We start from the raw sequence: 20,741 nt of genomic DNA, 5'->3' as shown, positions 1-20,741 counted from the left end.
GCTGATCGGCTAGAGTGGTGTCGTTCGTGTTCGTCCTCACCGAGGTGATCCATGCGTCTCGCTCCCCTCCTGGGTGTCGCAGCCCTCTCCTTTGCCCTGTCGGGATGCTCCCTGCTCGGATTGGACGACGACGCCGGACCGGCGCCGAAGAAGTCGCAGGAGAAGCCCGCGGCTGAGGTCGACAAGGTCCTCAAGGCCGTCGAACCGCTCACCGGCGACGAGGATAAGATTCCGTCGACGAAGAAGTTCTTCGACACGATGATCGATGCCGGCTACAAGCCCGATCAGCTCGAAGCCACCCTCGACGCCTCTCCCTTGGGCAACGAAGTCCCCTCGAAGGTGTTCGGGGTGAAGACGAAGAAGGGCTGCGTGGTCGGAGAGATCCGCAAGGGCAAGGCCACCGCCGAGCTCATGCCGCCCACCGAGTCGACCGGCGCGTGCCTGCTCGGCGACGTCGACCGACCCGAAGGCGTCGACGCCCCCAAGGGGGAGAAGCGCGACGAGGACGGCGACTCCAACGGTGCCGGACACATGCCGGGTGAGAACATCACCGGCGACGACGCAGAGACCCCGAGCCCGGGTTCCTCCGACGGCTCGTCGTCCTCGGGCGGATCGTCCTCCGGCGGTGGAGGGTCTTCCTCTGGCGGTTCGTCCTCCTCGGGTGGATCCTCGTCGTCGGGAGGGTCGTCCGACGGCTCCTCGGACGGCGATTCGCCGTCGCTCGGCGGGGGCTAGATCGATTGGCACATGGGGTGCCCAACCGATAATCTGGGGCCACTATGGCCGAATTCATTTACACCATGCACAAGGCGCGCAAAGCGCACGGTGACAAAGTCATTCTCGACGACGTGTCGATGTCCTTCTACCCCGGGGCGAAGATCGGCATGGTCGGCCCCAACGGCGCCGGCAAGTCGACGATCCTCAAGATCATGGCCGGCCTCGAACAGCCGTCGAACGGCGAAGCCCGGCTGAGCCCCGGATACACCGTCGGCATCCTCATGCAGGAGCCGCCGCTCAATGAGAACAAGACCGTGCTCGGCAACGTCGAAGAGGGCGTGGCCGAGATCAAGGCGAAGCTCGACCGGTACAACGAGATCTCCGAGGAGATGGCGAATCCGGACGCGGACTTCGACGCCCTGATGGAGGAGATGGGCAAGCTCCAGGAAGCCATCGACGCCGCCGACGCGTGGGACCTCGACTCCCAGCTCGAACAGGCCATGGACGCCCTGCGCTGCCCGCCGCCCGACGCCGACGTCAGCGTCCTCTCCGGTGGTGAGCGCCGCCGGGTGGCCCTGTGCAAGCTCCTCCTCGAGAAGCCCGACCTGCTCCTCCTCGACGAGCCGACGAACCACCTCGACGCCGAATCCGTGCTCTGGCTCGAGCAGCACCTCAAGTCCTACCCCGGCGCCGTCATCGCCATCACCCACGACCGGTACTTCCTCGACCACGTCGCCGAATGGATCGCCGAGGTCGACCGGGGACACCTCTACCCGTACGAGGGCAACTACTCCACCTACCTGGAGAAGAAGCAGGAGCGCCTCCAGGTCCAGGGCAAGAAGGACGCGAAGCTCGCCAAGCGCCTCAAGGACGAACTCGAATGGGTGCGCTCGAACCCGAAGGCCAAGCAGACGAAGTCGAAGGCCCGACTCGCCCGCTACGAGGAGATGGCTGCGGAGGCCGAGAAGACCCGCAAGCTCGATTTCGAAGAGATCCAGATCCCGGCCGGCCCCCGCCTCGGCGACATCGTCATCGAAGCCAAGGACCTCGAGAAGGGCTTCGATGGGCGTCTGCTCATCGACGGTCTGAGCTTCTCGCTGCCGCGCAACGGCATCGTCGGCGTCATCGGACCCAACGGCGTGGGCAAGTCGACGCTGTTCAAGACGATCGTCGGACTCGAAGGTCTCGACGGGGGAGACCTCAAGGTCGGCGAGACCGTGAAGATCTCCTACGTCGACCAGTCGCGCGGCGGCATCGACCCCGACAAGACCCTGTGGGAGGTCGTCTCCGACGGACTCGACTTCATCCAGGTCGGCGCCGTCGAGATGCCTTCGCGCGCCTACGTCTCCGCGTTCGGGTTCAAGGGACCCGATCAGCAGAAGAAGGCCGGCGTCCTCTCCGGCGGTGAGCGCAACCGCCTCAACCTCGCGCTCACCCTCAAGCAGGGCGGCAACCTCCTCCTGCTCGACGAGCCGACGAACGACCTCGACGTCGAGACCCTGAGCTCGCTCGAGAACGCCCTGCTCGAATTCCCCGGCTGCGCCGTGGTCGTCTCCCACGACCGCTGGTTCCTCGACCGGGTCGCCACCCACATCCTCGCGTGGGAGGGCACCGAGGAGAACCCGGCTCAGTGGTACTGGTTCGAGGGCAACTTCGAAGCCTACGAGAAGAACAAGATCGACCGCCTCGGCGAGGAAGCGGCGCGCCCCCACCGGGTCACGCACCGCCGCCTCACCCGCGACTGAACGTCAGCCGCGCCAGCACGAACGTCGGGCCCCAGCGACTGCGCTGGGGCCCGACGTCGTTCGCGCGGTCGACGTCTGCCGACCGCATAGCCTCGGCCGGTGGCAGAGTTGCGTGAGCGGAAGGCGGGGTTGGCTTAGGGGGGGAGGCGGAGCCGCCTCAGCGGGCGAAGGAGTCGAAGACCTTCCGCCACAGGCGGTGGAGGAGCCGGAGCACCCAGCGCACCGCGATCGTGCCGAGGACGCCGATGACGAGAGCGAGGGCGACGATGACGCCCAAGTGGAGGTCCGTCCCATTGCGCAGCCGGAGCAGAGCGATCGACGTGATCACGAGGCAGAGGGCGACGTTGACGAGGCGGCTGAGGATCGAGGAGAGGATCTCGATCATCGCGGTCTTCTCATCGCTCACGGCATGTCCTTGACCCGGACCATGCCCTCCTGGGCGACCGTGGCGAGAAGCGCCCCGTCGCGGGAGAAGATGCGGCCGTAGCCGAGTCCGCGCCCACCCCTGGCCGCAGGGGACTCCTGGACGTAGAGCATCCAGTCGTCGACGTGGACCCGCCGGTGCCACCACATCGCGTGATCGAGGCTGGCGACCCGCAGACCGGGAGAGCCCCATGAGAGGCCGTGCCGGCGGAGCACGGGTTCGAGGAGGTTGAAGTCGCTCGCGTACGCCAGTGCCGCGGCGTTGAGCACGGGATCGTCGCCGAAGTGGGCGCTGGCCCGGAACCAGATGTGCTGTTCGGGCAGCTCGGTGTCGATCGTCGTGCCCGGCACGCCGAAGGGCTCGACCGGGCGGATGTCGAAGGGGCGTCGGTTGAGCCACTCGGTGACCTGGACGGTATCGACGGCGGCGAGGAGCTCACGGAGGTCGGGGGAGTCCTCGGGGCCGGGAATGCCGGTGGGCATCGACTCCGAATGCTCGAAGCCCGGCTGCTCCTCCTGGAACGAGGCGATGAGCGAGAGGATCGGAGCGTCCTTCTGATACGCATGGACCCGTCGGGCGGAGAACGAGCGTCCGTCTCGGAGGCGCTCGACGCCGAACTCGATCGGTTCGGCGACGTCGCCGGCCCGGAGGAAGTATCCGTGGAGGGAATGGATGAGCCGGTCCTCGGGCAGGGTCGCCGAGGCCGCGACGATGCACTGGGCGAGGACCTGTCCGCCGAAGACCCTGCCGTCGGGCTTGTACTGGCTCGGGCCGACGAAGAGATCGGACTCCCGGGGACCGGCCTCCGACTCCAGTCTCCGCAGGGTGAGGAGTTCGTGCAGACGCGCGACGTTCGCCTCGGCGGATGACGGTTCGGTTTCGCTCACAGGGGCCTCCGGGGACGGGGTCGGGTGTCGTCTCCCGATCCTATCGCGGTCTTCGTCACGGGTGCGGAGATGGCATCATGGACACATGCGCAACGGCCCCACGAACCCCCTTCTCACCGACTTCACCCGAGTGCTCCTCGAACTGAGATGGGGTGACATGGACGCGTACGGGCACGTCAACAACGTCACCCAGATGCAGCTGCTCGAAGAGGCGCGCGTGCGTGCCCTGGGTTCGCCGACGCAGAGCCGCGACGCCGTGGCCGTCCCCGGTGCCCATGGTGCCGCCGAGGTGGTCTCGGGACTGCCGATGCCTGTGGTCTTCGGCGCCGCCTCGGCGACCACCGAGCTGCTCGTCGCCTCACACCTGGTCGAATATCGCAGCCCCATCGCCTACCGTCCCGGTCCCATCGCCGTCGACCTCGTCGTCAGCGAGGTGAAGCCCGCCTCGGTGACGATCGGCTACGTCGTCTGCGAACCCGACGGCTCACGGGTCTACACCGTCGCCGAGACCGTCATCGCCTTCGTCGACACCACCACCGGTCGACCCCGCCGCCTCACCGAGGAGGAGACCACCGGGCTCACCGAGGTCGTCCGGGAGCCCGTGCGCCTGCGGAGCCGCCGATGACGACCCTGGAGATCGCCGACGAGAAGGCGATGCGCGACCTCACCGCGTTCACTTCGCTGGCCCACCGGCTCGACCGGGACGGGGCGATGCGGCTGCAGGTCGTCTCGAACGTCCTCGTCCTCACCGTCGCCCCGCTGTACCCGCACGGCATCGGGGATTCCACGCCGCTCGTGCTGGCGATGCGCATGCAGCGGCTCGAACGTCCCGAACTCGACGGCCTCGACGAGGTCGTGCCGCTTTCAGCGCTGACCGACCGCTTCGCGCGGTCAGAGAACGGCAGCACCCTGCCGCTGCCGCCGACGACCGCACTCGTGTCCTGGGCGGGCATCGCCCCGCCGCGCGGTCCGTGGGAGCGCACCGACACGGTCGATGCCGGGCTGCTGCGCTCGACCGCCGAGGCGGGCATCGCTGAGGTGGGTGCGGGCACTCCCGACGGAGCGGGCTCGCATGCGGTCAAGGCGCTGCGGGCACGCGTGTGGTCGCGTCCCGTCGAAGCGACCGGCGGCACGCCGATTCCGAGCGGGCTCGCGTTCGCCGCCGACGGTCTGCGGTTCCTGCCGTCAGGTTCAGGCACCGAGGCGGCCGGTGGCTCAGGCACCGTGGCGGCCAGCAGGGGAGACTCCGGCTCCGAGGTCGCGGTGATGGAGAGCGCGGGGTGGCTGCGCCTGGTCACCCCCGGCGGTCATCTGCTCACCCGCCGCGCGGGCTGAGGCGCGTATTTCAGGCGTTCGCTGAGGCCCTCATTCCAGGCGTTCGGCGAAGCACACACTCCAGGAGCCGTCCGGGGCCCGCACCGACGCGCCCGCTGAAGCCCGCAGTCCAAGCGTCGGCTAAGCTCCCGCTCCGTGCACCGACACGCGAGGCCGGACTCCGATCCTGCGCTTCGCGCTTCAGGCACCGGTGCTGTTCGTGTTGACCATCGCCGTGGCCGCACGCTGGAAGTAGTCCCAGAAGAGCTCGTCGTAGAGCGGGGGCAGGGCGACGTCGTCGAGGGCGGCGCGCATGCTCTTCAGCCAGCGGTCCCGGGCGTCGAAGTCGACGGGGAACGGGAAGTGGCGCATCCGCAGCCGCGGGTGCCCGCGCTCTGCCTGATACGTCGTGGGACCGCCGAAGTACTGTTCGAGGAACATCTGCAGCCGGTGCTTGGCGCCGGTGAGCTCATGGCCCTCGGGGTACATCGCGATGAGCACCTCGTCGGCGGCGACGTGCTCGTAGAAGACGTCGACGAGCCGGGTGAACGTGGGATGGCCGCCGACGGCCGCGAAGATCGTCTCCGTGCTCGATTGCTCGCTCATCGTCCGCTTCCCGTCTTCGGTCCTTTGTATCCAGTCGCCCCGCCGGAGCTGTTCGCCCCGCCCGTGTTCCCGTTCGTCCCCGTGCCGCCCGCAGGCCGGCCCGCACTGGAACCGGATGCACCGGTGCCCGATGCACCTACACCCGCTGTAGCACCCGCACTCGCCGACGCACCGGATGCCTCGTTCGCCTCGCGTTCGTCCGCACCCTCAGCGGATTCGCGCTGAGCCCGCTTCTCGTGCTCGTCGGCGTCGGTGACCGAGTCGTCCATCGACTTGATCCGCACCGCCTCGCTGGGATCGGGCAGGGTCCGGAACACCGTCTCCTGGGTGATCGGGATGTGGATCCCGCGGCTGTCCATCTGACGTTTGAGCTCGGCCCGGAAGGCGCGCGCGACCTTCCACTGCTGGTTCGGCTTCGTCTTGAGCACGGTGCGGATGACCTGCGACTGTGCGGAGAGGGATTCGACACCCCAGATCTCCGGCGGTTCGAGGATCGCATCGGCGATCTCCGGGTCCTTCTCGATCGCCTTCGTCGTGTCGTCGATGACGGTCGAGTACGTCGCCACCGAGGTGTTGTAGGCGACGGGGATGTCGAGGACGGCCCTCGCCCAGCCCTGGGACTGGTTGCCGACGCGGAGGATCTCACCGTTGCGCACGTGCCACAGGGTGCCGTCGAGCCCGCGGACCTGGGTCGTGCGCAGTCCCACATCCTCGACGACGCCGATCGCCTCACCGAGGTCGACGGAATCGCCGATGCCGTACTGGTCCTCGATGACCATGAAGAACCCGGACAGGTAATCCTTGACGAGCGCCTGCGCGCCGAAGCCGATCGCGACACCGGCGATACCGGCCGAGGCGAGGATCGGGCCGACGTTGAAGTTGAGTTCGCTGAGCACGATGAGTCCGGCGACGATGGCGATGACGATCGAGGTCACCGAGGACAGCATCCGCCCCACCGTCTGCGCCCGCTGTGCGCGCCGCTCCCTGATCGTCGCCTGATCGATGCCGGTGAGCTGCGACTCCATCGCCGAGGTGGAGAAGCGCGAGCTCGCCTTCGACGAATCGACGGTGCCCTTAGCCACGCTCGCGGCGAAGCGCCGGATGACGATGCGCATGAGGAAGTTGATCAGCAGGGCGCCGACGATGATGATCGTCACCCGCAGCGGGACGTCGAGGAGGAACGACCAGTCGATCTGGGCGGCGGAGAGCAGGGTGGTCTGCAGTGATTCAGCTGTCATGATGCCAACGACCCTATCGGCTGTTCTTGGACGGGTCCTCAACGTCGCTGGACGTCCGCTGAGCCGCCAGCGCGCGCTCGGCGTCGGCGAGGTTCTCCCGCATCAGCCGGGTCAGCCCCTTCGGTGCCGCCGGATGCTGCTCCAGCCAGGTCCGGGCTGCCTCGACGGCCTTCGCACTCGCCGGCGGGAAGAGGCGCAGGGTCATCGTCTGCGCCATCTCCAGCGTCCGCGTCTCCCACCACCCGGAGATGCGCTGGAAGTACTCCGAGGCGAAGTCCGTCAGCGGCGCCTGCGCGGGAATGAGCTCACCGTCACCGGTCTGCAGTCCCATCCCGAAACCGGTGGCCAGTGCCCCGAGCTCCGAGTTCGGCATGTCGATCTGCTCGATCATCGCCGTGAATGCCTGGGACTTCGCCGCCGAGGTGGTCCGCGCGGCCCGAGCGGTCGCGGCCTGCCGCTGACCTGTGGCGCTGGGATCGTCGGCGGCCATGTCCGCGATCGCGGACTCGTCGATCGCGTCGTGGTTGGACAGGGCGATGAGCAGCTCCCACCTTAAGTCGGTGTCGATCGTGATGCCCCCGACCTCCTCGGCGTCGACCCATTCCCTCAGAGTCGCGATCTGCTCCGGGGACTGCGCATGCCGGATGATGCCGCGGAAGAACTGGAACGCCTGGTCGGTGCCGGCCGGGGCCTGGGCGAAGAGCTCGCCGAGGCGGTCGGCGATGCGGGTGTGCGCGGCAGCCCTGGCCGCAGGCGGAAGGTAGGCGCCGACGGCGGTGTCGAGTTGGCGCATCTGCGTGAGCAGACCCGAGGAGTGGGTGATCGCCAGGAGATGGTCGAGCAGGGTGTCGATGTAGTCCTGGGCGGGCACCTCGCCGTCGCGCACACTGTCCCACAGGGTCGAGAGCACGAGGAGCTGGGTGAGCGAGTCGTCGAAGTCCGAGAGCCGGGCGGCCGCGGTCGCCATGCTCGCCGGATCGAAGCGGACCTTCGCGTACGTGAGGTCGGCGTCGTTGACGACGATGACCGCGGGCACCGGCAGGCCCACGGCCTCCGGCACATCCGCCTCGGCGGAGTCGAGGTCGAGTGAGAAGGAATGGGTGCGCACGAGCCGGCCGTCGGCATTCTCGGAGTAGAACCCGATCGCCAGGCGGTGCGAGCGCAGGGACGGCACGGGCTGGCCGTCGATCACCCACGGCTTCTGCGTCACCCGCAGCCGCTGGACCACCTCGGCGGGGGAGTCCGGTGCGGTCGCGGTCTCCACCGCGGCCTCGATGAGGTTGACCCCGGACTCCTCGAGCCAGAGCTTCGACCATGCGGCGAGGTCGCGTCCGCTCGTGGCCTCGAGTTCGGTGAGCAGATCATCGAGTTCCGTGTTCGACCATGCGTGCTTCTCGAAGTACTGGGAGAGCCCGGCGAAGAATTCGGCCCGACCCACCCAGGCGACGAGCTGCTTGAGCACCGAGGCGCCCTTGGCGTAGGTGATGCCGTCGAAGTTGACCTCGACATCGGCGAGATCCTCGATGGGGGCGACGATGGGGTGGGTGCTCGGCAGCTGGTCCTGGCGGTAGGCCCACGACTTCTCGATCGTCGCGAACGTCGTCCACGCGTCGGAGTACTTCGTCGCCTCCGCCGTCGCCAGGGTCGACATGAATTCGGCGAAGGACTCATTGAGCCACAGGTCGTTCCACCAGCGCATCGTTACGAGGTCCCCGAACCACATGTGGGCGAGTTCGTGGAGGACGGTGACCGTGCGCCGCTCGACGAGGGCCTCGGTGGGGCGGGAGCGGAAGATGTAGTTCTCGAGGATCGTCACCGCCCCGGCGTTCTCCATGGCCCCGGCGTTGAAGTCGGGGACGAAGAGCTGATCGTACTTCTCGAACGGGTAGGGCACGCCGAACTCGCGTTCGAAGAACTCGAAGCCCGCCCGGGTGATCGCGAAGAGGTTCTCCGCATCGAGGTGCTCGAAGAGCGACTGCCGGCAGTAGAGGCCCAACGGCACCGGCTGTCCGTCGGAGGAGACGAGCTCGGAGTGGACGCTGCGGTAGGGTCCGGCGACGATCGCGGTGATGTAGGACGAGATCGGGGTGGTCGGGGCGAACTGCCACACGGCGAGCCCTGCAGTCTCCTCCTCGTCGAGGTCGGCGAAGGTCTCGCTCGCATCGCCCGGGGTGGGCGTCGGCGAGTTCGACACGACCGTCCAATGCTCGGGGGCGATGACGGTGAAGGAGAACGGCGCCTTGAGGTCGGGCTGTTCGAAGACCGGGAAGACGCGCCGGGCATCGGGCACCTCGAACTGCGAATAGAGGTAGACCTCGTCGTCGATCGGGTCGACGAAGCGGTGCAGGCCCTCACCCGTGTTCATGTAGAAGAAGTGGGCGTCGACGACGAGTTCGTTCTCCGCCGCCAGCCCCGCCAGGGTGATGCGGGAGGGGGCCACCACCTCGGCGATCTCGAGGTCGATGCCGTTGAGCTGGACGCGTTCGACGCTGGCGGTGATCGCATCGATGAAGGTCTCGGCACCCGGATCGGCGGTGAACCGGATCCGGGAGCGGACCCGGAAGCTCTCACCGGTCCCGGTGAGGACGAGGGTGTGCTCGTAGCTGGTGACGTGGATATGGGACGCACGCGTTCTGGCTTCTTCGCGAGTGAGGTTGTACTGGGGCACTGTCTGGCGACCTCCGCATCGGGACCGGGTGTGTTCGTCGTCATTCTGTCATGAACCCTTCCCACCCATCGGTCCACTCGGTGGGGCACGCGGGAAGTTGGTAGATTGGCCTCGGAGATCGCGGTGGCGCATCGCCGCGCAGACCTGACGAGGAGTGAGCATGAGCAGAGAGACCCTTGACCTGTGGTTCGACACGGCGTGCCCGTGGGCGTGGATGACCTCCCGCTGGGGGCTCGAGGTCGCGAAGGTCCGTGACGTCGACGTCCGCTTCCACCCGATGAGCCTCAACATCCTCAACCGCGGCCGTGAGCTGCCCGAGGACTACCGCGAACTCATCGACCGCACGCTCGGACCCATGCGCGTGGTCACCGCGGCGATCGCCCAGCACGGCGAGGAGATCGCCGAACCCCTCTACACCGCGATCGGCACCCGCATCCACCCGGGCGGGGAGAAGGACTTCGACAAGGCCGTCGCCGAGGCGCTCGCTGAGCTCGAGCTGCCCGCCGAGCTCATCGAGTACGCCGAGAAGGACGACTACGACGAGGCGCTGCAGAAGTCCCACGACGAGGCCATGGCCCTCGTCGGCGACGACGTCGGCACCCCGATCTGCCAGGTCGCGGGCACCGCGTTCTTCGGCCCCGTCGTCACCCCCGCCCCGAAGGGCGAAGACGCCGGACGCCTCTTCGACGGCGTCCTCGCGGTCGCCTCGACCCCGGGCTTCTTCGAACTCAAGCGCACCCGCGACCAGGGGCCGATCTTCGACTGACCGGCACCTCGGCGCTGCCCACGGCACCGGCGTCCTCCCGGCGCCGCCTCCCGCACCGACTGCACTGACTCATCCCGGCCCGCGACGGCGACCGGGGACGAAAGGAACACGATGAAGGTCCACCTCGGCACCGACCACGCAGGCTTCGAGTTCAAAGAGGTCCTCAAGACCCACCTCGGCGATGAGGGCTACGAGGTCATCGACCACGGCGCCCTCGAATACGACGCCCTCGACGACTATCCCGCCTTCTGCATCGCCGCCGCCCAGGCCGTCGTCGACGACCGTGCGGCCGGCCTCGACTCGCTCGGCGTCGTCATCGGCGGCTCCGGCAACGGCGAGCAGATGGCCGCGAACCTCGTCACCGGCGCCCGTGCGGCCCTGGCCTGGAACCCGGAGATCGCGAAGCTCGCCCGGGAGCACAACGACGCCCAGATCGTCGCCGTCGGTGCCCGACAGCATCCGGAGGCCGAGGCGCTCGCGATCGTCGACGCATTCCTCACGACCCCGTTCTCCGGCGACGACCGCCACTCTCGGCGGATCGGCATCATGGCCGCCTACGAGTCCGAGGGACAGGCGGGACTGTGAGCGAGCCGACCGCGCCCGCTGGGGGAATCCGGCGATGAGGATCCGGGGCGCGGTCCTGCGCGAGATGGGACGTCAGCGGCCGTACGCGGACTCCCGTCCGCTGACGATCGAGGACCTCGACCTCGATGCGCCGGGCCCCGGTGAGGTCCTCATCCGGCTCACTGCGGCCGGCGTGTGCCATTCCGACCTCTCCGTCGTCGACGGCAACCGGCCGAGGCCCCTGCCGATGCTCCTCGGCCACGAGGGCGCCGGCATCGTCGAGGCCCTCGGCGAGGGCGTCGACGATCTGCGCCTCGGCGAGCAGGTCGTCACCGTGTTCCTCCCGCGCTGCGGGGTGTGCCGGAACTGCCTCACCGACGGCAAGCTGCCGTGCATTCCCGGCAGTGCGACGAACTCCGCCGGCACCCTGCCCTTCGACGGGCACCGGGTGCGGCTGCACGACGATTCCGGCGCCGAGGTGCTCCACCACCTCGGCGCGTCCGTGTTCGCCACCTACGCCGTGGTCAACCGTGCCTCGGTCGTTCCGGTCGGCGACGATGTGCCGCCCGGAATCGCCGCGGTGCTCGGCTGCGCGGTCCTCACCGGCGGCGGTGCCGTCCTCAACGCAGGCGCGCCGGGACCCGAGGACGAAGTGATGATCGTCGGCCTCGGGGGCGTCGGCATGGCCGCGCTCATCACTGCCCTGTCGGTCGAGACCGCCGGGGTCATCGGGGTCGACGCGAATCCGGACAAGCTCGCCTTCGCGGAGGAGCTCGGCGCGATCGAGACGTACACCCCGGAGGAGCTGGGGGAGCGGCGGGCCCCGATCGTCATCGAATGCGTCGGGCACCCGCGGGCCTTCGAGACCGCATTCACAGCGACCGCCGTCGGCGGGACGACTGTCACCGTGGGGCTGCCGTCGCCGGAGGCTCGGACCTCCATCGCGCCCGTGACCCTGACCGCCGAGGCGCGCACGGTCATCGGGTCCTACCTCGGTTCTGCCGTGCCGAGTCGCGACATCCCCGTCTACGCGCAGGCCTGGCGCGAGGGTCGGCTGCCCGTCGAGGTGCTCATCTCCGACACGGTGGGCTTGGACGACATCAATGCGGCCTTCGACGCTCTCGCCGAGGGGCGCGTCATCCGACAGGTCATCGACTTCACCCGCTGAGGCACGACCTCACCGGCTGAGGAACGTTCCTGCACCTCGGCTCAGTCGGGCATGGGGATCCGGAGGATCCTGTCGTCCCCGGCCGCCGGGCTGCCGCGACCGTCGGTGTTGTTCGTCAGCATCCACAGCTGACCGTCCGGGGTCGTGACGACATCGCGGAGGCGGCCGTACTCGCCCTGGTAGAACGTCCGCGACTGGGAGAGATCGGTCGTCGGAACCTCACGGAGCACCTGCCCGCGGAGGTTGGCGATGAGGATCGACTCGCCGAGGACGGTCAGTCCGCTCGGACTTGCCTCGTCCGTGCGCCACTGCTGGACGGGGTCGACGTAGTCCGAGCCCTCCCCGGGTTCGGCCATGCCCTCGACCTCGGGCCACCCGTAGTTGCCGCCGGGTTCGATGACGTTGAGCTCGTCCCATGCGTTCTGCCCGAACTCGCTCGCATACATCCGACCCGAGGAATCCCAGCCGATGCCTTGCGGGTTCCGATGCCCGAAGGTGTAGACGTAGGAGCCGGGGAACGGATTGTCCGCGGGCACGGAACCGTCGGGGTCGAGGCGGAGGATCTTGCCGGAGAGCGCCTGCCGGTTCTGCGCGGATTCGCGGTCTCCGGCGTCGCCGGCGGTCGCATAGAGGCGGCCGTCGGGTCCGAAGGCGATGCGCCCGCCGTTGTGGGTTCCCGCCTTGGGGATGCCGTCGAGGAGCACCTCGGGGTCGCCGAGGCTGTACGACCCGGGCCCGCCGGTGAGGGGGAAGCGGACGATCCGGTTGTCCTGTGCGGCCGTGAAGTAGGTGTAGAGGAAGTCATCGGCGACGGCGAGGCCGAGCAGACCTCCTTCGCCCGCCGGCGTCACGCCCGGCACGGTCCCGACCTCTCTGGTCTGCGCGGGGCGGGTGGTGGAGAGTTCGAGGATCCGACCCGAATCGCGTTCGCTCACCAGCGCGACATCTCCGGCGAAGGCGATCGACCAGGGTGCGGCCAGGTTGTCGACGACGGTCTCCGGGGCGCTGATGTCCGGGGGAGTCCCTTCCGCTGAGGGGTCGGACGACGCTGCCGCCGCGGAGCTCGAGGCAGGGGAGGTCGGCGCGGTTGTGGGGGCAGGGGACGAGCACGCGGCGAGAGCCAGGCTGACCCCGGCGAGGAGGGCGGTCGTCCGTCGTGGATTCGGTCGGCGCTGCGGGTTCACTGGAGGATGCGTGCACGACATCTCGGGTCCTTTCCCGTCGGGACACCATTGTCACCGAAGACCGCCCGCAGGCGCGAGAGCCGTCCGGACCATACGGTCCGGACGGCTCTCGATCGTCGGGATGACAGGATTTGAACCTGCGACCCTCTGTTCCCAAAACAGATGCGCTACCAAGCTGCGCCACATCCCGCGACGGACTCAATCTAACCACACCCGCGCGTCGGCGCCCAACGAGGAGGACCGGGCGTGAGACACGTCACGAAAGCTCGATTTGTCCGCTCCTGCGGACCTCGGCTATAGTCATATTCGCAACACGGGGATGTAGCTCAATGGTAGAGCCTCAGTCTTCCAAACTGATGGTGCGGGTTCGATTCCCGTCATCCCCTCCACCGGCCGGTCGGACCTCAGGGTCCGGCCGGTTTCTGCATTCACCGGGTGCGAATCCACCCCGCACCTGTGCCCGCCTCGGCGACGGACCTGCATCGCTGTCAGCCCGGCTCGGACTCGGGCGGCTGAGCGCCTCGGCGGGTTTCGTGTTTTGGACCCGGTGTCAAGTAGGATGGGTGACTGCATCTTGCGGACATGGCCCATGTCCGCAGCCTCACCGGTCCCATGACCCTGCAGGGTCATGCCGACCCCGAGCATGACTGTCGATTCTGAAAGGTCACACTGTGAAGAGCTCCGTCGAGCAACTCGACCCCACCCGGGTCAAGATCAGCGTGGAAGTCCCTTACGCCGAACTCAAGCCGAGCGTCGACGAGGCCTACAAGACCATCGCTGGCCAGGTCACCGTTCCCGGCTTCCGCCAGGGCAAGATCCCGGCTCGCATCATCGACCAGCGCATCGGCCGCCCGACGGTGATCCAGGAAGCCATCAACAACGGACTCGACGCCTTCTACCGTGACGCGGTCGAGGCGAACGACCTCAAGCCCCTCGGCCAGCCCGAGGTCGAGATCTCCGAGGTCCCCGGCCTCGACGGCACCGAGGACGGCGACCTCGTCTTCACCGTCGACGTCGACGTGCGCCCCGAGATCACCCTGCCCGCCTACGACTCGATCACCGTCGAGGTCGACCCCATCGAGGTCACCGACGCCGACGTCGAGGCTGAGCTCGAGCAGCTGCGCTCCCGCTTCGGCACCCTCACCGCTGTCGACCGTCCGGCTGCGAAGGACGACTTCGTCACCCTCGATCTCGTTGCGAAGATCGACGACGAGGAGATCGATCAGGCCTCCGACATCTCCTACCAGGTCGGCGCAGGCACCATGCTCGAGGGCATGGACGAAGCGCTCGAAGGACTCTCGGCCGATGAGTCGACGACCTTCTCCACGACCTTCGCCGGCGGCGAGCACGAAGGCGAGTCCGGCAGTGTGACCGTGACGCTCAAGGCCGTCAAGGAGCGCGAGCTCCCCGAGGCCGACGACGACTTCGCGCAGCTGGCCAGCGAGTTCGACACCATCGACGAACTCCGTGAGGACCTCAAGGTCCAGGCCGGCAAGCAGAAGGAGTTCGCGCAGGGCGCCGAGGCCCGCGACAAGGTCCTCGAAGCCATCATCGCCGCCGTCGACGTGCCGGTTCCCGGCAAGATCGTCGCCGACGAGGTCGAGCGCCACCTCGAATCCGAGGACCGTGTCGACGACGACGAGCACCGCAAGGAGGTCACCGAGGAGACCGAGCGCAACCTGCGCACGCAGTTCGTCCTCGATGCGATCGCCGAAGCCGAGGACGTCGAGGTCACCCAGCCCGAGCTCATCGAGTACCTCATCTCCGCCTCGCAGCAGTACGGGATGAACCCGAACGAGTTCGCGCAGATGCTCGACAACTCCGGTCAGGTCAACGCCCTCGTCGGCGAGGTCTCCCGCCGCAAGGCCCTCGCCGCCGCGCTGGCCGGCGCGATCGTCAAGGACACCGACGGCAACGTCGTCGACATGGAGGAGTTCACCACTCCCGCCGGTGACGAAACCGCAGCCGACGATGCTGACGACGTCGAGGTCGAGGAGACCGAAACGGTCGAGACCGAGAAGTGAGAACGCTCTGAGCCGAACGCTCTGACCGCCTCGGCGGGGGAATCGCACCTCCACCTCGGCGGGTGAGCTCAGCTTCCGCCTCAGCAGGGGACAACGGCGGGCACGGGATGACCGTGCCCGCCGTTTCCGCATTCAGCGAAGCGGGCATCGCCGGCGATCCTCCCCGCGGATCCGGGGGATCACGCTGAGGGCGAACACGGGTGAGCGGGGGGACTAAAACCCAGGTGTCACCAGTTAGAGTCCATAGCAAGCCAATCACGACCAATCAGGAGAGAAACGTGAGCGCACACGACACGACAGCGCCCGTCGGCCTCGACGCCGGTGGGGGCATGGGCCTCGACGACCACATCTTCAACCGTCTGCTCAAAGAGCGGATCATCTGGCTGGGCTCGGAAGTGCGTGACTCCAACGCCAACGCGATCTGCGCGCAGATGATGCTGCTGGCAGCCGAGGACCCGGATTCCGACATCTGGCTCTACATCAACTCGCCGGGCGGATCGGTCACCGCGGGCATGGCGATCTACGACACCATGCAGTACATCAAGCCCGACGTCGCGACCGTCGCGATGGGCATGGCCGCCTCGATGGGGCAGTTCCTGCTCTCGTCCGGTGCCAAGGGCAAGCGGTACGCGACCCCGCACGCACGCATCCTCATGCACCAGCCGCTCGGCGGCATCGGCGGCACGGCCACGGACATCAAGATCCAGGCCGAGCTCATCCTCCACATGAAGAAGCAGATGGCCGAGCTCACCGCCGAACAGACCGGCAAGTCGCTCGAGCAGATCCTCAAAGACAACGACCGCGACCACTGGTTCACCGCCGAGGAGGCCCTCGAATACGGCTTCATCGACAACGTCGTGACCCAGTCGTCCGAAGTCACCGACAACTGAGACGGAGACAGGGAAGAATGAACGAAATGATCATGCCGGGTTCGACCGCCGGCCAGATGCCGGTCTCGCGTTACGTCATGCCGCAGTTCGAGGAGCGCACGCCGTACGGCTTCAAGCGTCAGGACCCGTACACGAAGCTGTTCGAGGATCGCGTGATCTTCCTCGGCGTGCAGGTCGATGACACGAGCGCCGACGACATCATGGCCCAGCTGCTCGTCCTCGAGTCGCAGGACCCCGACCGGGACATCACGCTCTACATCAACTCACCGGGCGGATCGTTCACGGCGCTGACGGCGATCTACGACACGATGCAGTACATCAAGCCGGAGATCCAGACCGTGTGCCTGGGTCAGGCCGCCTCGGCAGCCGCCGTGCTGCTGGCTGCGGGCACCCCGGGCAAGCGCCTCGCGCTGCCCAACGCCCGCGTCCTCATCCACCAGCCCTCGATGCAGGGTCAGGGACAGGGACAGGCCTCGGACATCGAGATCCAGGCCGCCGAGGTGCTGCGGATGCGCCAGTGGCTCGAGCAGACCCTGGCCGACCACTCGAACAAGACCGCCGAGCAGGTCTCGAACGACATCGAGCGCGACCTCTTCCTCACCGCCGAACAGGCGAAGGACTACGGTCTCGTCGACCAGGTGCTCACCTCCCGCAAGGGAGTCTGAGACACGGCCATGCGGGCCCGGACGATCCTCGATCGTCCGGGCCCGTTCGGCGTCGGCGCCCACTTCAGCGCCCGGGTCGGACACCAGGTCGGACTCCACTCGGGACACCGGGGCGCGCCTGCCCAGGACACCGGGGCGGCGACACACCGTATGACACCGCGCAGGGTCTGTGTCAGTGTCGTATGGGAAGCTATTGAGGTACAGGAAACACGAGCGGTAGAGTTGGGGCGAAGCGCCCTGGCGAAAGGTTGTGACAGTGGCTCGCAGTGCGGACGGAGCAGATCTGCTCAAATGTAACTTCTGTGGCAAATCACAGAAGCAGGTGCGGAAGCTCATCGCCGGACCTGGGGTGTACATCTGCGATGAATGCATCGGACTGTGCAACGAGATCATCGAAGAGGAGCTCAGCGAGACCACGGCCGAGCACGCCGAACTCGAGCTGCCCAAGCCGCGGGAGATCTTCGATTTCCTCCACGAGTACGTCGTCGGTCAGGACCCTGCGAAGAAGGCCCTGTCCGTGGCCGTGTACAACCACTACAAGCGCATCCGCGCGCTCCAGGGCGGCGACGACGCGAAGACCCTCGGTGCCGCGGACTCGGACGTCGAGATCTCGAAGTCCAACATCCTCCTCGTCGGCCCCACCGGCTCGGGCAAGACCTACCTCGCCCAGACCCTGGCCAAGCGCCTCAACGTCCCGTTCGCCGTCGCCGACGCGACCGCGCTGACGGAGGCCGGCTACGTCGGCGAGGACGTCGAGAACATCCTCCTCAAGCTCATCCAGGCCGCGGACTTCGACATCCAGCGCGCCGAGCACGGCATCATCTACATCGACGAGATCGACAAGATCGCCCGCAAGTCGGAGAATCCGTCGATCACCCGCGATGTCTCCGGCGAGGGCGTGCAGCAGGCGCTGCTGAAGATCCTCGAGGGCACCCAGGCCTCGGTGCCGCCGCAGGGCGGACGCAAGCACCCGCACCAGGACTTCCTCCAGATCGACACGACGAACGTCCTCTTCATCGTCGCCGGTGCGTTCGCCGGGATGGAGGAGATCGTCGCCGGACGCAAGGGCAAGCACGGCATCGGCTTCGGCGCCCTGCTCCAGTCGAAGAACGACGATGAGGACCTCTACGCGGACATCCTGCCCGAGGATCTGCTCAAGTTCGGTCTCATCCCCGAATTCATCGGCCGCCTCCCGGTGCTCGCCACGGTCTCCAACCTCGACCGTGCCGCCCTCATGTCGATCCTCACGGAACCCAAGAACGCCCTGGTCAAGCAGTACCAGCGGATGTTCGAGTTCGACAAGGTCGAACTCAGCTTCGAGACCGAGGCCCTCGAGGCGATCGCCGATCTCGCGCTGCTGCGCGGAACCGGTGCCCGCGGCCTGCGGTCGATCATGGAGGAAGTCCTCCAGCCGATCATGTTCGACGTGCCCTCCCGTGAGGATGTCGCCGAGGTGGTCGTGACCAAGGACGTCGTCGAGAGCAACGTCGCCCCCACCCTCGTTCCCCGGGAGCAGACGCGGACCCGCAAGAAGTCAGCTTGACGCCACCGCGCGGATGAAGCTGTTCGCGGATACCCGACCGCTCAGATACGACAACTACCGCCGGCTGTGGCTGGCCAACATCGTCACCGTCCTCGGTGCGCAGATGACGGTCGTCGCCATTCCTGCGCAGATCTTCCACATCACCGGCTCCTCGGGCTATGTGGGGCTGAGCGGCATCTTCGGTCTCGTCCCGCTCATCGTCTTCGGACTCTGGGGTGGCTCACTGGCCGATGTCATCGACCGGCGCAAGCTGCTCATCGTCTCCACCGCCAGTCTCATTCTCACGAGCATCGTGCTGGCGCTGCTGGCGGTCCTCCAGGTCGACAACGTGTGGCTGCTGCTCAGTGTGTTCGCGATGCAGCAGGCGTTCTTCGGGCTCAACCAGCCGGCACGGGGTGCGTTGCTGCCGACGATCGTTCCGCTCTCGCTCCTGCCGGCGGCGAACTCGCTGAATATGACGGTGGCGACGCTCGGGGCGGTGGCCGGTCCCGTCATCGGGGGTGCGCTCATCCCGGTCTTCGGGTATCAGATGCTCTACATCCTCGACGCCGTCTTCCTCGCAACCACCCTCTACGCGGTGATCCGGCTGCCGGCGCTCGTGCCGGACAGTCAGCCGGACACCCGGTCGGGCTTCAAAGGGGTCATCGACGGCTTCCGGTATCTGGGGACGAACACCGTCGTCATGGTCTCTCTCCTCGTCGACGTCATCGCGATGGTCTTCGGCATGCCGCGGGCGCTGTTCCCGCAGATCGCGACCGAGACCTTCGACGGTCCGCCCGAGGGCGGCATCGTGTTCTCGCTGCTCTTCGCCGCGCTGGCCGCCGGCAGTGCGCTGGCCGGGATCTTCTCCGGCTGGGTCTCGAAGGTCGAGCGGCAGGGTCTGGCCGTCATCACAGCGATCATCGTGTGGGGTGCGGCGATGACGATCTTCGGGTTCTCCCTCGAGTTCGCCCGCAGCTTCTGGACGGCTGCCCTCATCGTCGCCCTGTTCGGTCTCGCCCTCGGCGGGGGAGCGGACATCATCTCCGCGGCCTTCCGTTCGACGATGCTTCAGGAAGCGGCGACCGAAGACATGCGCGGCCGCATGCAGGGTGTCTTCATCGTCGTCGTCGCCGGCGGTCCGCGGATCGCCGACATCGTCCACGGCTACGCCGCGGAGGCGACGAACACGACCATCGCCTCGGCGGGCGGGGGCATCGCCGTGATCGTCCTCGTCCTCGTCTGTGCGTTCGCGTTCCCGGCGTTCCGGCGCTACCGCGTGGAGCGCGGCGGGAAGGACGACCTCCGAACGGTGGCGTGAGCCGGACGTCGGCCTCGTTGCCGCGGGCGTCCCCGCGGGGACGCCTTCATGCTGCGGGGACGCGCTCAAGCCTCGACCTCGGACGTCCCCGCGGGGACGCTTCTGCCACGCTGGTCCGCACTCATTCCCCGGCCTCGGACGTCCCCGCGGGGACGCCTTCGCACTGCTGTGGCGCTCTCACACTTCGATGTCGGACGTCCCAGCGGGGACGTCGGGACAGCGGCGTCCCCACGGGGACGCTCTCACACCTCGGCGTCGGACGTCCCCGCAGGGTCGCATTCACACCTCGAGTTCGCGCTCATTCCTCGGGGATGTACGTCCCCTCGCGGAAGTGGAGACAGCGACGTCCCCACGGGGACGCTTTCGCACCGGTGCGACGCTCTCGCTCTTCCGTGTCGGACGTCCCCGCGAGGACGTGGGGACATCAGCGTCCCCGCTGGGACGTCGGGACCGTGGCGTCCGCGCGGGGACGTGCTCACACCTCGGCGAGGGCCGGCTCCATGCGAGCGAGCACACCCGGCCATCCGGCGCCCATGCCTTTGTAGGCCTGCAGCCCCAGCGGGGAGTCGACGTCGAGACCCGAATGGGCAAGGAGGACACGCGTCCCGGTGCCCTCCGGTTCGAGTGTGAACGTCAGCGTCGAATCGAGGCTGCCCTCGGCGAACGTGAACGCGATGAGGCGTCCGGGTTCAACGTGGGTCACGGTGCACGGCTGCTGGCCGAATCCGCCCATGTCGAGGGTGAACGCATGCCCGACGACGGGAGCGATGTCGCCCGGCGCCCACCATGCGGCGAGCAGCTCCGGCTCTGTCAGTGCCCGCCAGACAGTCTCGGGGGAGTGGGTGATGAACTGGTCGACGTCGATCGTGCGCTCATCAGTCATCGTGAGTCTCCGTTTCGTTCGGGGTCGCGGGTCGCGGTCAGGTCGCCGAGGCGCATTCTCCGTCAGCGCTCGACGGTGTCCAACGCTACGCCGGATTTCGGGTTGCTGGCGGGTACGGGCGTGTTCGCGCGGATAATCTATACGACGGTCCGGCT

The 20,741-nt window shown here is 67.7% G+C and carries 19 protein-coding genes and 2 tRNA genes; 13 read left to right on the top strand and 8 right to left on the bottom strand.

What is annotated here, in order from left to right; genetic code table 11:
* The first annotated feature begins 51 nt into the window (after positions 1-51).
* Positions 52-735, top strand: a complete 684-nt coding sequence (locus AACX88_RS04180; RefSeq protein ID WP_339391840.1) for a DUF6993 domain-containing protein — start codon at positions 52-54, stop codon at positions 733-735.
* Positions 736-779: 44 nt separating this feature from the next.
* Positions 780-2,462, top strand: coding sequence for an energy-dependent translational throttle protein EttA (gene ettA / locus AACX88_RS04175; RefSeq protein WP_339391839.1), 1,683 nt, complete (start codon positions 780-782; stop codon positions 2,460-2,462).
* Positions 2,463-2,619: 157 nt separating this feature from the next.
* Here ettA and AACX88_RS04170 read toward each other — a convergent pair whose 3' ends face one another.
* Together AACX88_RS04170 and AACX88_RS04165 are read right to left on the bottom strand one after the other, a co-directional pair.
* Positions 2,620-2,868: a hypothetical protein gene (locus AACX88_RS04170; protein ID WP_339391838.1), complete on the bottom strand. Its 249-nt coding sequence runs from the start codon at positions 2,866-2,868 to the stop codon at positions 2,620-2,622.
* Positions 2,865-3,773: an acyl-CoA thioesterase gene (locus AACX88_RS04165; protein ID WP_339391837.1), complete on the bottom strand. Its 909-nt coding sequence runs from the start codon at positions 3,771-3,773 to the stop codon at positions 2,865-2,867. The genes AACX88_RS04170 and AACX88_RS04165 overlap by 4 nt, the downstream gene beginning before the upstream one ends.
* 85 nt (positions 3,774-3,858) lie before the next feature.
* On the opposite strand from AACX88_RS04165, the gene AACX88_RS04160 reads away from it, so the two are divergent.
* Together AACX88_RS04160 and AACX88_RS04155 are read left to right on the top strand one after the other, a co-directional pair.
* The gene (locus AACX88_RS04160; protein ID WP_339391836.1) at positions 3,859-4,398 is read left to right on the top strand and encodes an acyl-CoA thioesterase; all 540 of its coding nucleotides are present in this window, start codon (positions 3,859-3,861) and stop codon (positions 4,396-4,398) included.
* A complete protein-coding gene (locus tag AACX88_RS04155) occupies positions 4,395-5,108 on the top strand; it encodes a DUF8185 domain-containing protein (protein ID WP_339391835.1) in 714 nt (237 codons plus the stop codon). Before AACX88_RS04160 ends, AACX88_RS04155 begins: the two co-directional genes overlap by 4 nt.
* 180 nt (positions 5,109-5,288) lie before the next feature.
* On the opposite strand, the gene AACX88_RS04150 is transcribed toward AACX88_RS04155, so the two are convergent.
* Genes AACX88_RS04150 through pepN form a run of 3 tightly spaced genes read right to left on the bottom strand, consistent with a single transcriptional unit; the run spans position 5,289 to position 9,599 of the window.
* The gene (locus tag AACX88_RS04150) at positions 5,289-5,693 is read right to left on the bottom strand and encodes a globin (RefSeq protein ID WP_339391834.1); all 405 of its coding nucleotides are present in this window, start codon (positions 5,691-5,693) and stop codon (positions 5,289-5,291) included.
* The gene (locus AACX88_RS04145) at positions 5,690-6,931 is read right to left on the bottom strand and encodes a mechanosensitive ion channel family protein (RefSeq protein ID WP_339391833.1); all 1,242 of its coding nucleotides are present in this window, start codon (positions 6,929-6,931) and stop codon (positions 5,690-5,692) included. The genes AACX88_RS04150 and AACX88_RS04145 overlap by 4 nt, the downstream gene beginning before the upstream one ends.
* Positions 6,932-6,944: 13 nt before the next feature.
* Complete coding sequence (gene pepN / locus AACX88_RS04140; protein ID WP_339391832.1) at positions 6,945-9,599, bottom strand: aminopeptidase N; 2,655 nt, start codon at positions 9,597-9,599, stop codon at positions 6,945-6,947.
* Positions 9,600-9,759: 160 nt separating this feature from the next.
* Here pepN and AACX88_RS04135 point away from each other — a divergent pair, with 160 nt between their 5' ends.
* The 3 genes from AACX88_RS04135 (at position 9,760) to AACX88_RS04125 (ending at position 12,097) form a co-directional block, all read left to right on the top strand.
* Positions 9,760-10,365 (top strand): mycothiol-dependent nitroreductase Rv2466c family protein, encoded by a 606-nt coding sequence (locus AACX88_RS04135; RefSeq protein ID WP_339391831.1) that lies wholly within the window; start codon positions 9,760-9,762, stop codon positions 10,363-10,365.
* A gap of 111 nt (positions 10,366-10,476) precedes the next feature.
* The gene (locus AACX88_RS04130) at positions 10,477-10,950 is read left to right on the top strand and encodes a ribose-5-phosphate isomerase (RefSeq protein WP_339391830.1); all 474 of its coding nucleotides are present in this window, start codon (positions 10,477-10,479) and stop codon (positions 10,948-10,950) included.
* Positions 10,951-10,984: 34 nt separating this feature from the next.
* The gene (locus tag AACX88_RS04125; protein ID WP_339391829.1) at positions 10,985-12,097 is read left to right on the top strand and encodes an alcohol dehydrogenase catalytic domain-containing protein; all 1,113 of its coding nucleotides are present in this window, start codon (positions 10,985-10,987) and stop codon (positions 12,095-12,097) included.
* Between the two features lie 41 nt (positions 12,098-12,138).
* Here AACX88_RS04125 and AACX88_RS04120 read toward each other — a convergent pair whose 3' ends face one another.
* The gene (locus AACX88_RS04120) at positions 12,139-13,302 is read right to left on the bottom strand and encodes a PQQ-dependent sugar dehydrogenase (RefSeq protein ID WP_339391828.1); all 1,164 of its coding nucleotides are present in this window, start codon (positions 13,300-13,302) and stop codon (positions 12,139-12,141) included.
* Between the two features lie 95 nt (positions 13,303-13,397).
* A tRNA-Pro gene (locus AACX88_RS04115) sits at positions 13,398-13,471 on the bottom strand.
* 125 nt (positions 13,472-13,596) lie between these two features.
* Between AACX88_RS04115 and AACX88_RS04110 the strand changes: the two genes are divergently transcribed.
* The 6 genes from AACX88_RS04110 to AACX88_RS04085 all read left to right on the top strand — a co-directional run bounded on the left by AACX88_RS04110 (position 13,597) and on the right by AACX88_RS04085 (position 19,703).
* A tRNA-Gly gene (locus tag AACX88_RS04110) sits at positions 13,597-13,670 on the top strand.
* Between the two features lie 282 nt (positions 13,671-13,952).
* Positions 13,953-15,305, top strand: coding sequence for a trigger factor (gene tig / locus AACX88_RS04105; RefSeq protein ID WP_339391827.1), 1,353 nt, complete (start codon positions 13,953-13,955; stop codon positions 15,303-15,305).
* 329 nt (positions 15,306-15,634) lie between these two features.
* Entirely contained in the window at positions 15,635-16,195 is a 561-nt protein-coding gene (locus AACX88_RS04100; RefSeq protein ID WP_339391981.1) for an ATP-dependent Clp protease proteolytic subunit, read from the top strand.
* Positions 16,196-16,212: 17 nt separating this feature from the next.
* Complete coding sequence (locus AACX88_RS04095) at positions 16,213-16,860, top strand: ATP-dependent Clp protease proteolytic subunit (RefSeq protein ID WP_339391826.1); 648 nt, start codon at positions 16,213-16,215, stop codon at positions 16,858-16,860.
* Between the two features lie 256 nt (positions 16,861-17,116).
* Positions 17,117-18,403 (top strand): ATP-dependent Clp protease ATP-binding subunit ClpX, encoded by a 1,287-nt coding sequence (clpX, locus tag AACX88_RS04090; protein WP_339391825.1) that lies wholly within the window; start codon positions 17,117-17,119, stop codon positions 18,401-18,403.
* Between the two features lie 13 nt (positions 18,404-18,416).
* Positions 18,417-19,703, top strand: coding sequence for an MFS transporter (locus AACX88_RS04085; protein ID WP_339391824.1), 1,287 nt, complete (start codon positions 18,417-18,419; stop codon positions 19,701-19,703).
* A 475-nt stretch (positions 19,704-20,178) separates the two neighbouring features.
* On the opposite strand, the gene AACX88_RS04080 is transcribed toward AACX88_RS04085, so the two are convergent.
* Positions 20,179-20,586 carry an SRPBCC family protein gene (locus AACX88_RS04080; protein WP_339391823.1) on the bottom strand — a complete coding sequence of 136 codons (408 nt, stop codon included), beginning with the start codon at positions 20,584-20,586 and terminating at the stop codon, positions 20,179-20,181.
* Positions 20,587-20,741: the final 155 nt, after the last annotated feature.

This window comes from Brevibacterium metallidurans, assembly GCF_037101285.1.
Classification (GTDB): domain Bacteria; phylum Actinomycetota; class Actinomycetes; order Actinomycetales; family Brevibacteriaceae; genus Brevibacterium; species Brevibacterium metallidurans.
This window is presented reverse-complemented; position numbering and strand designations above follow the sequence as displayed.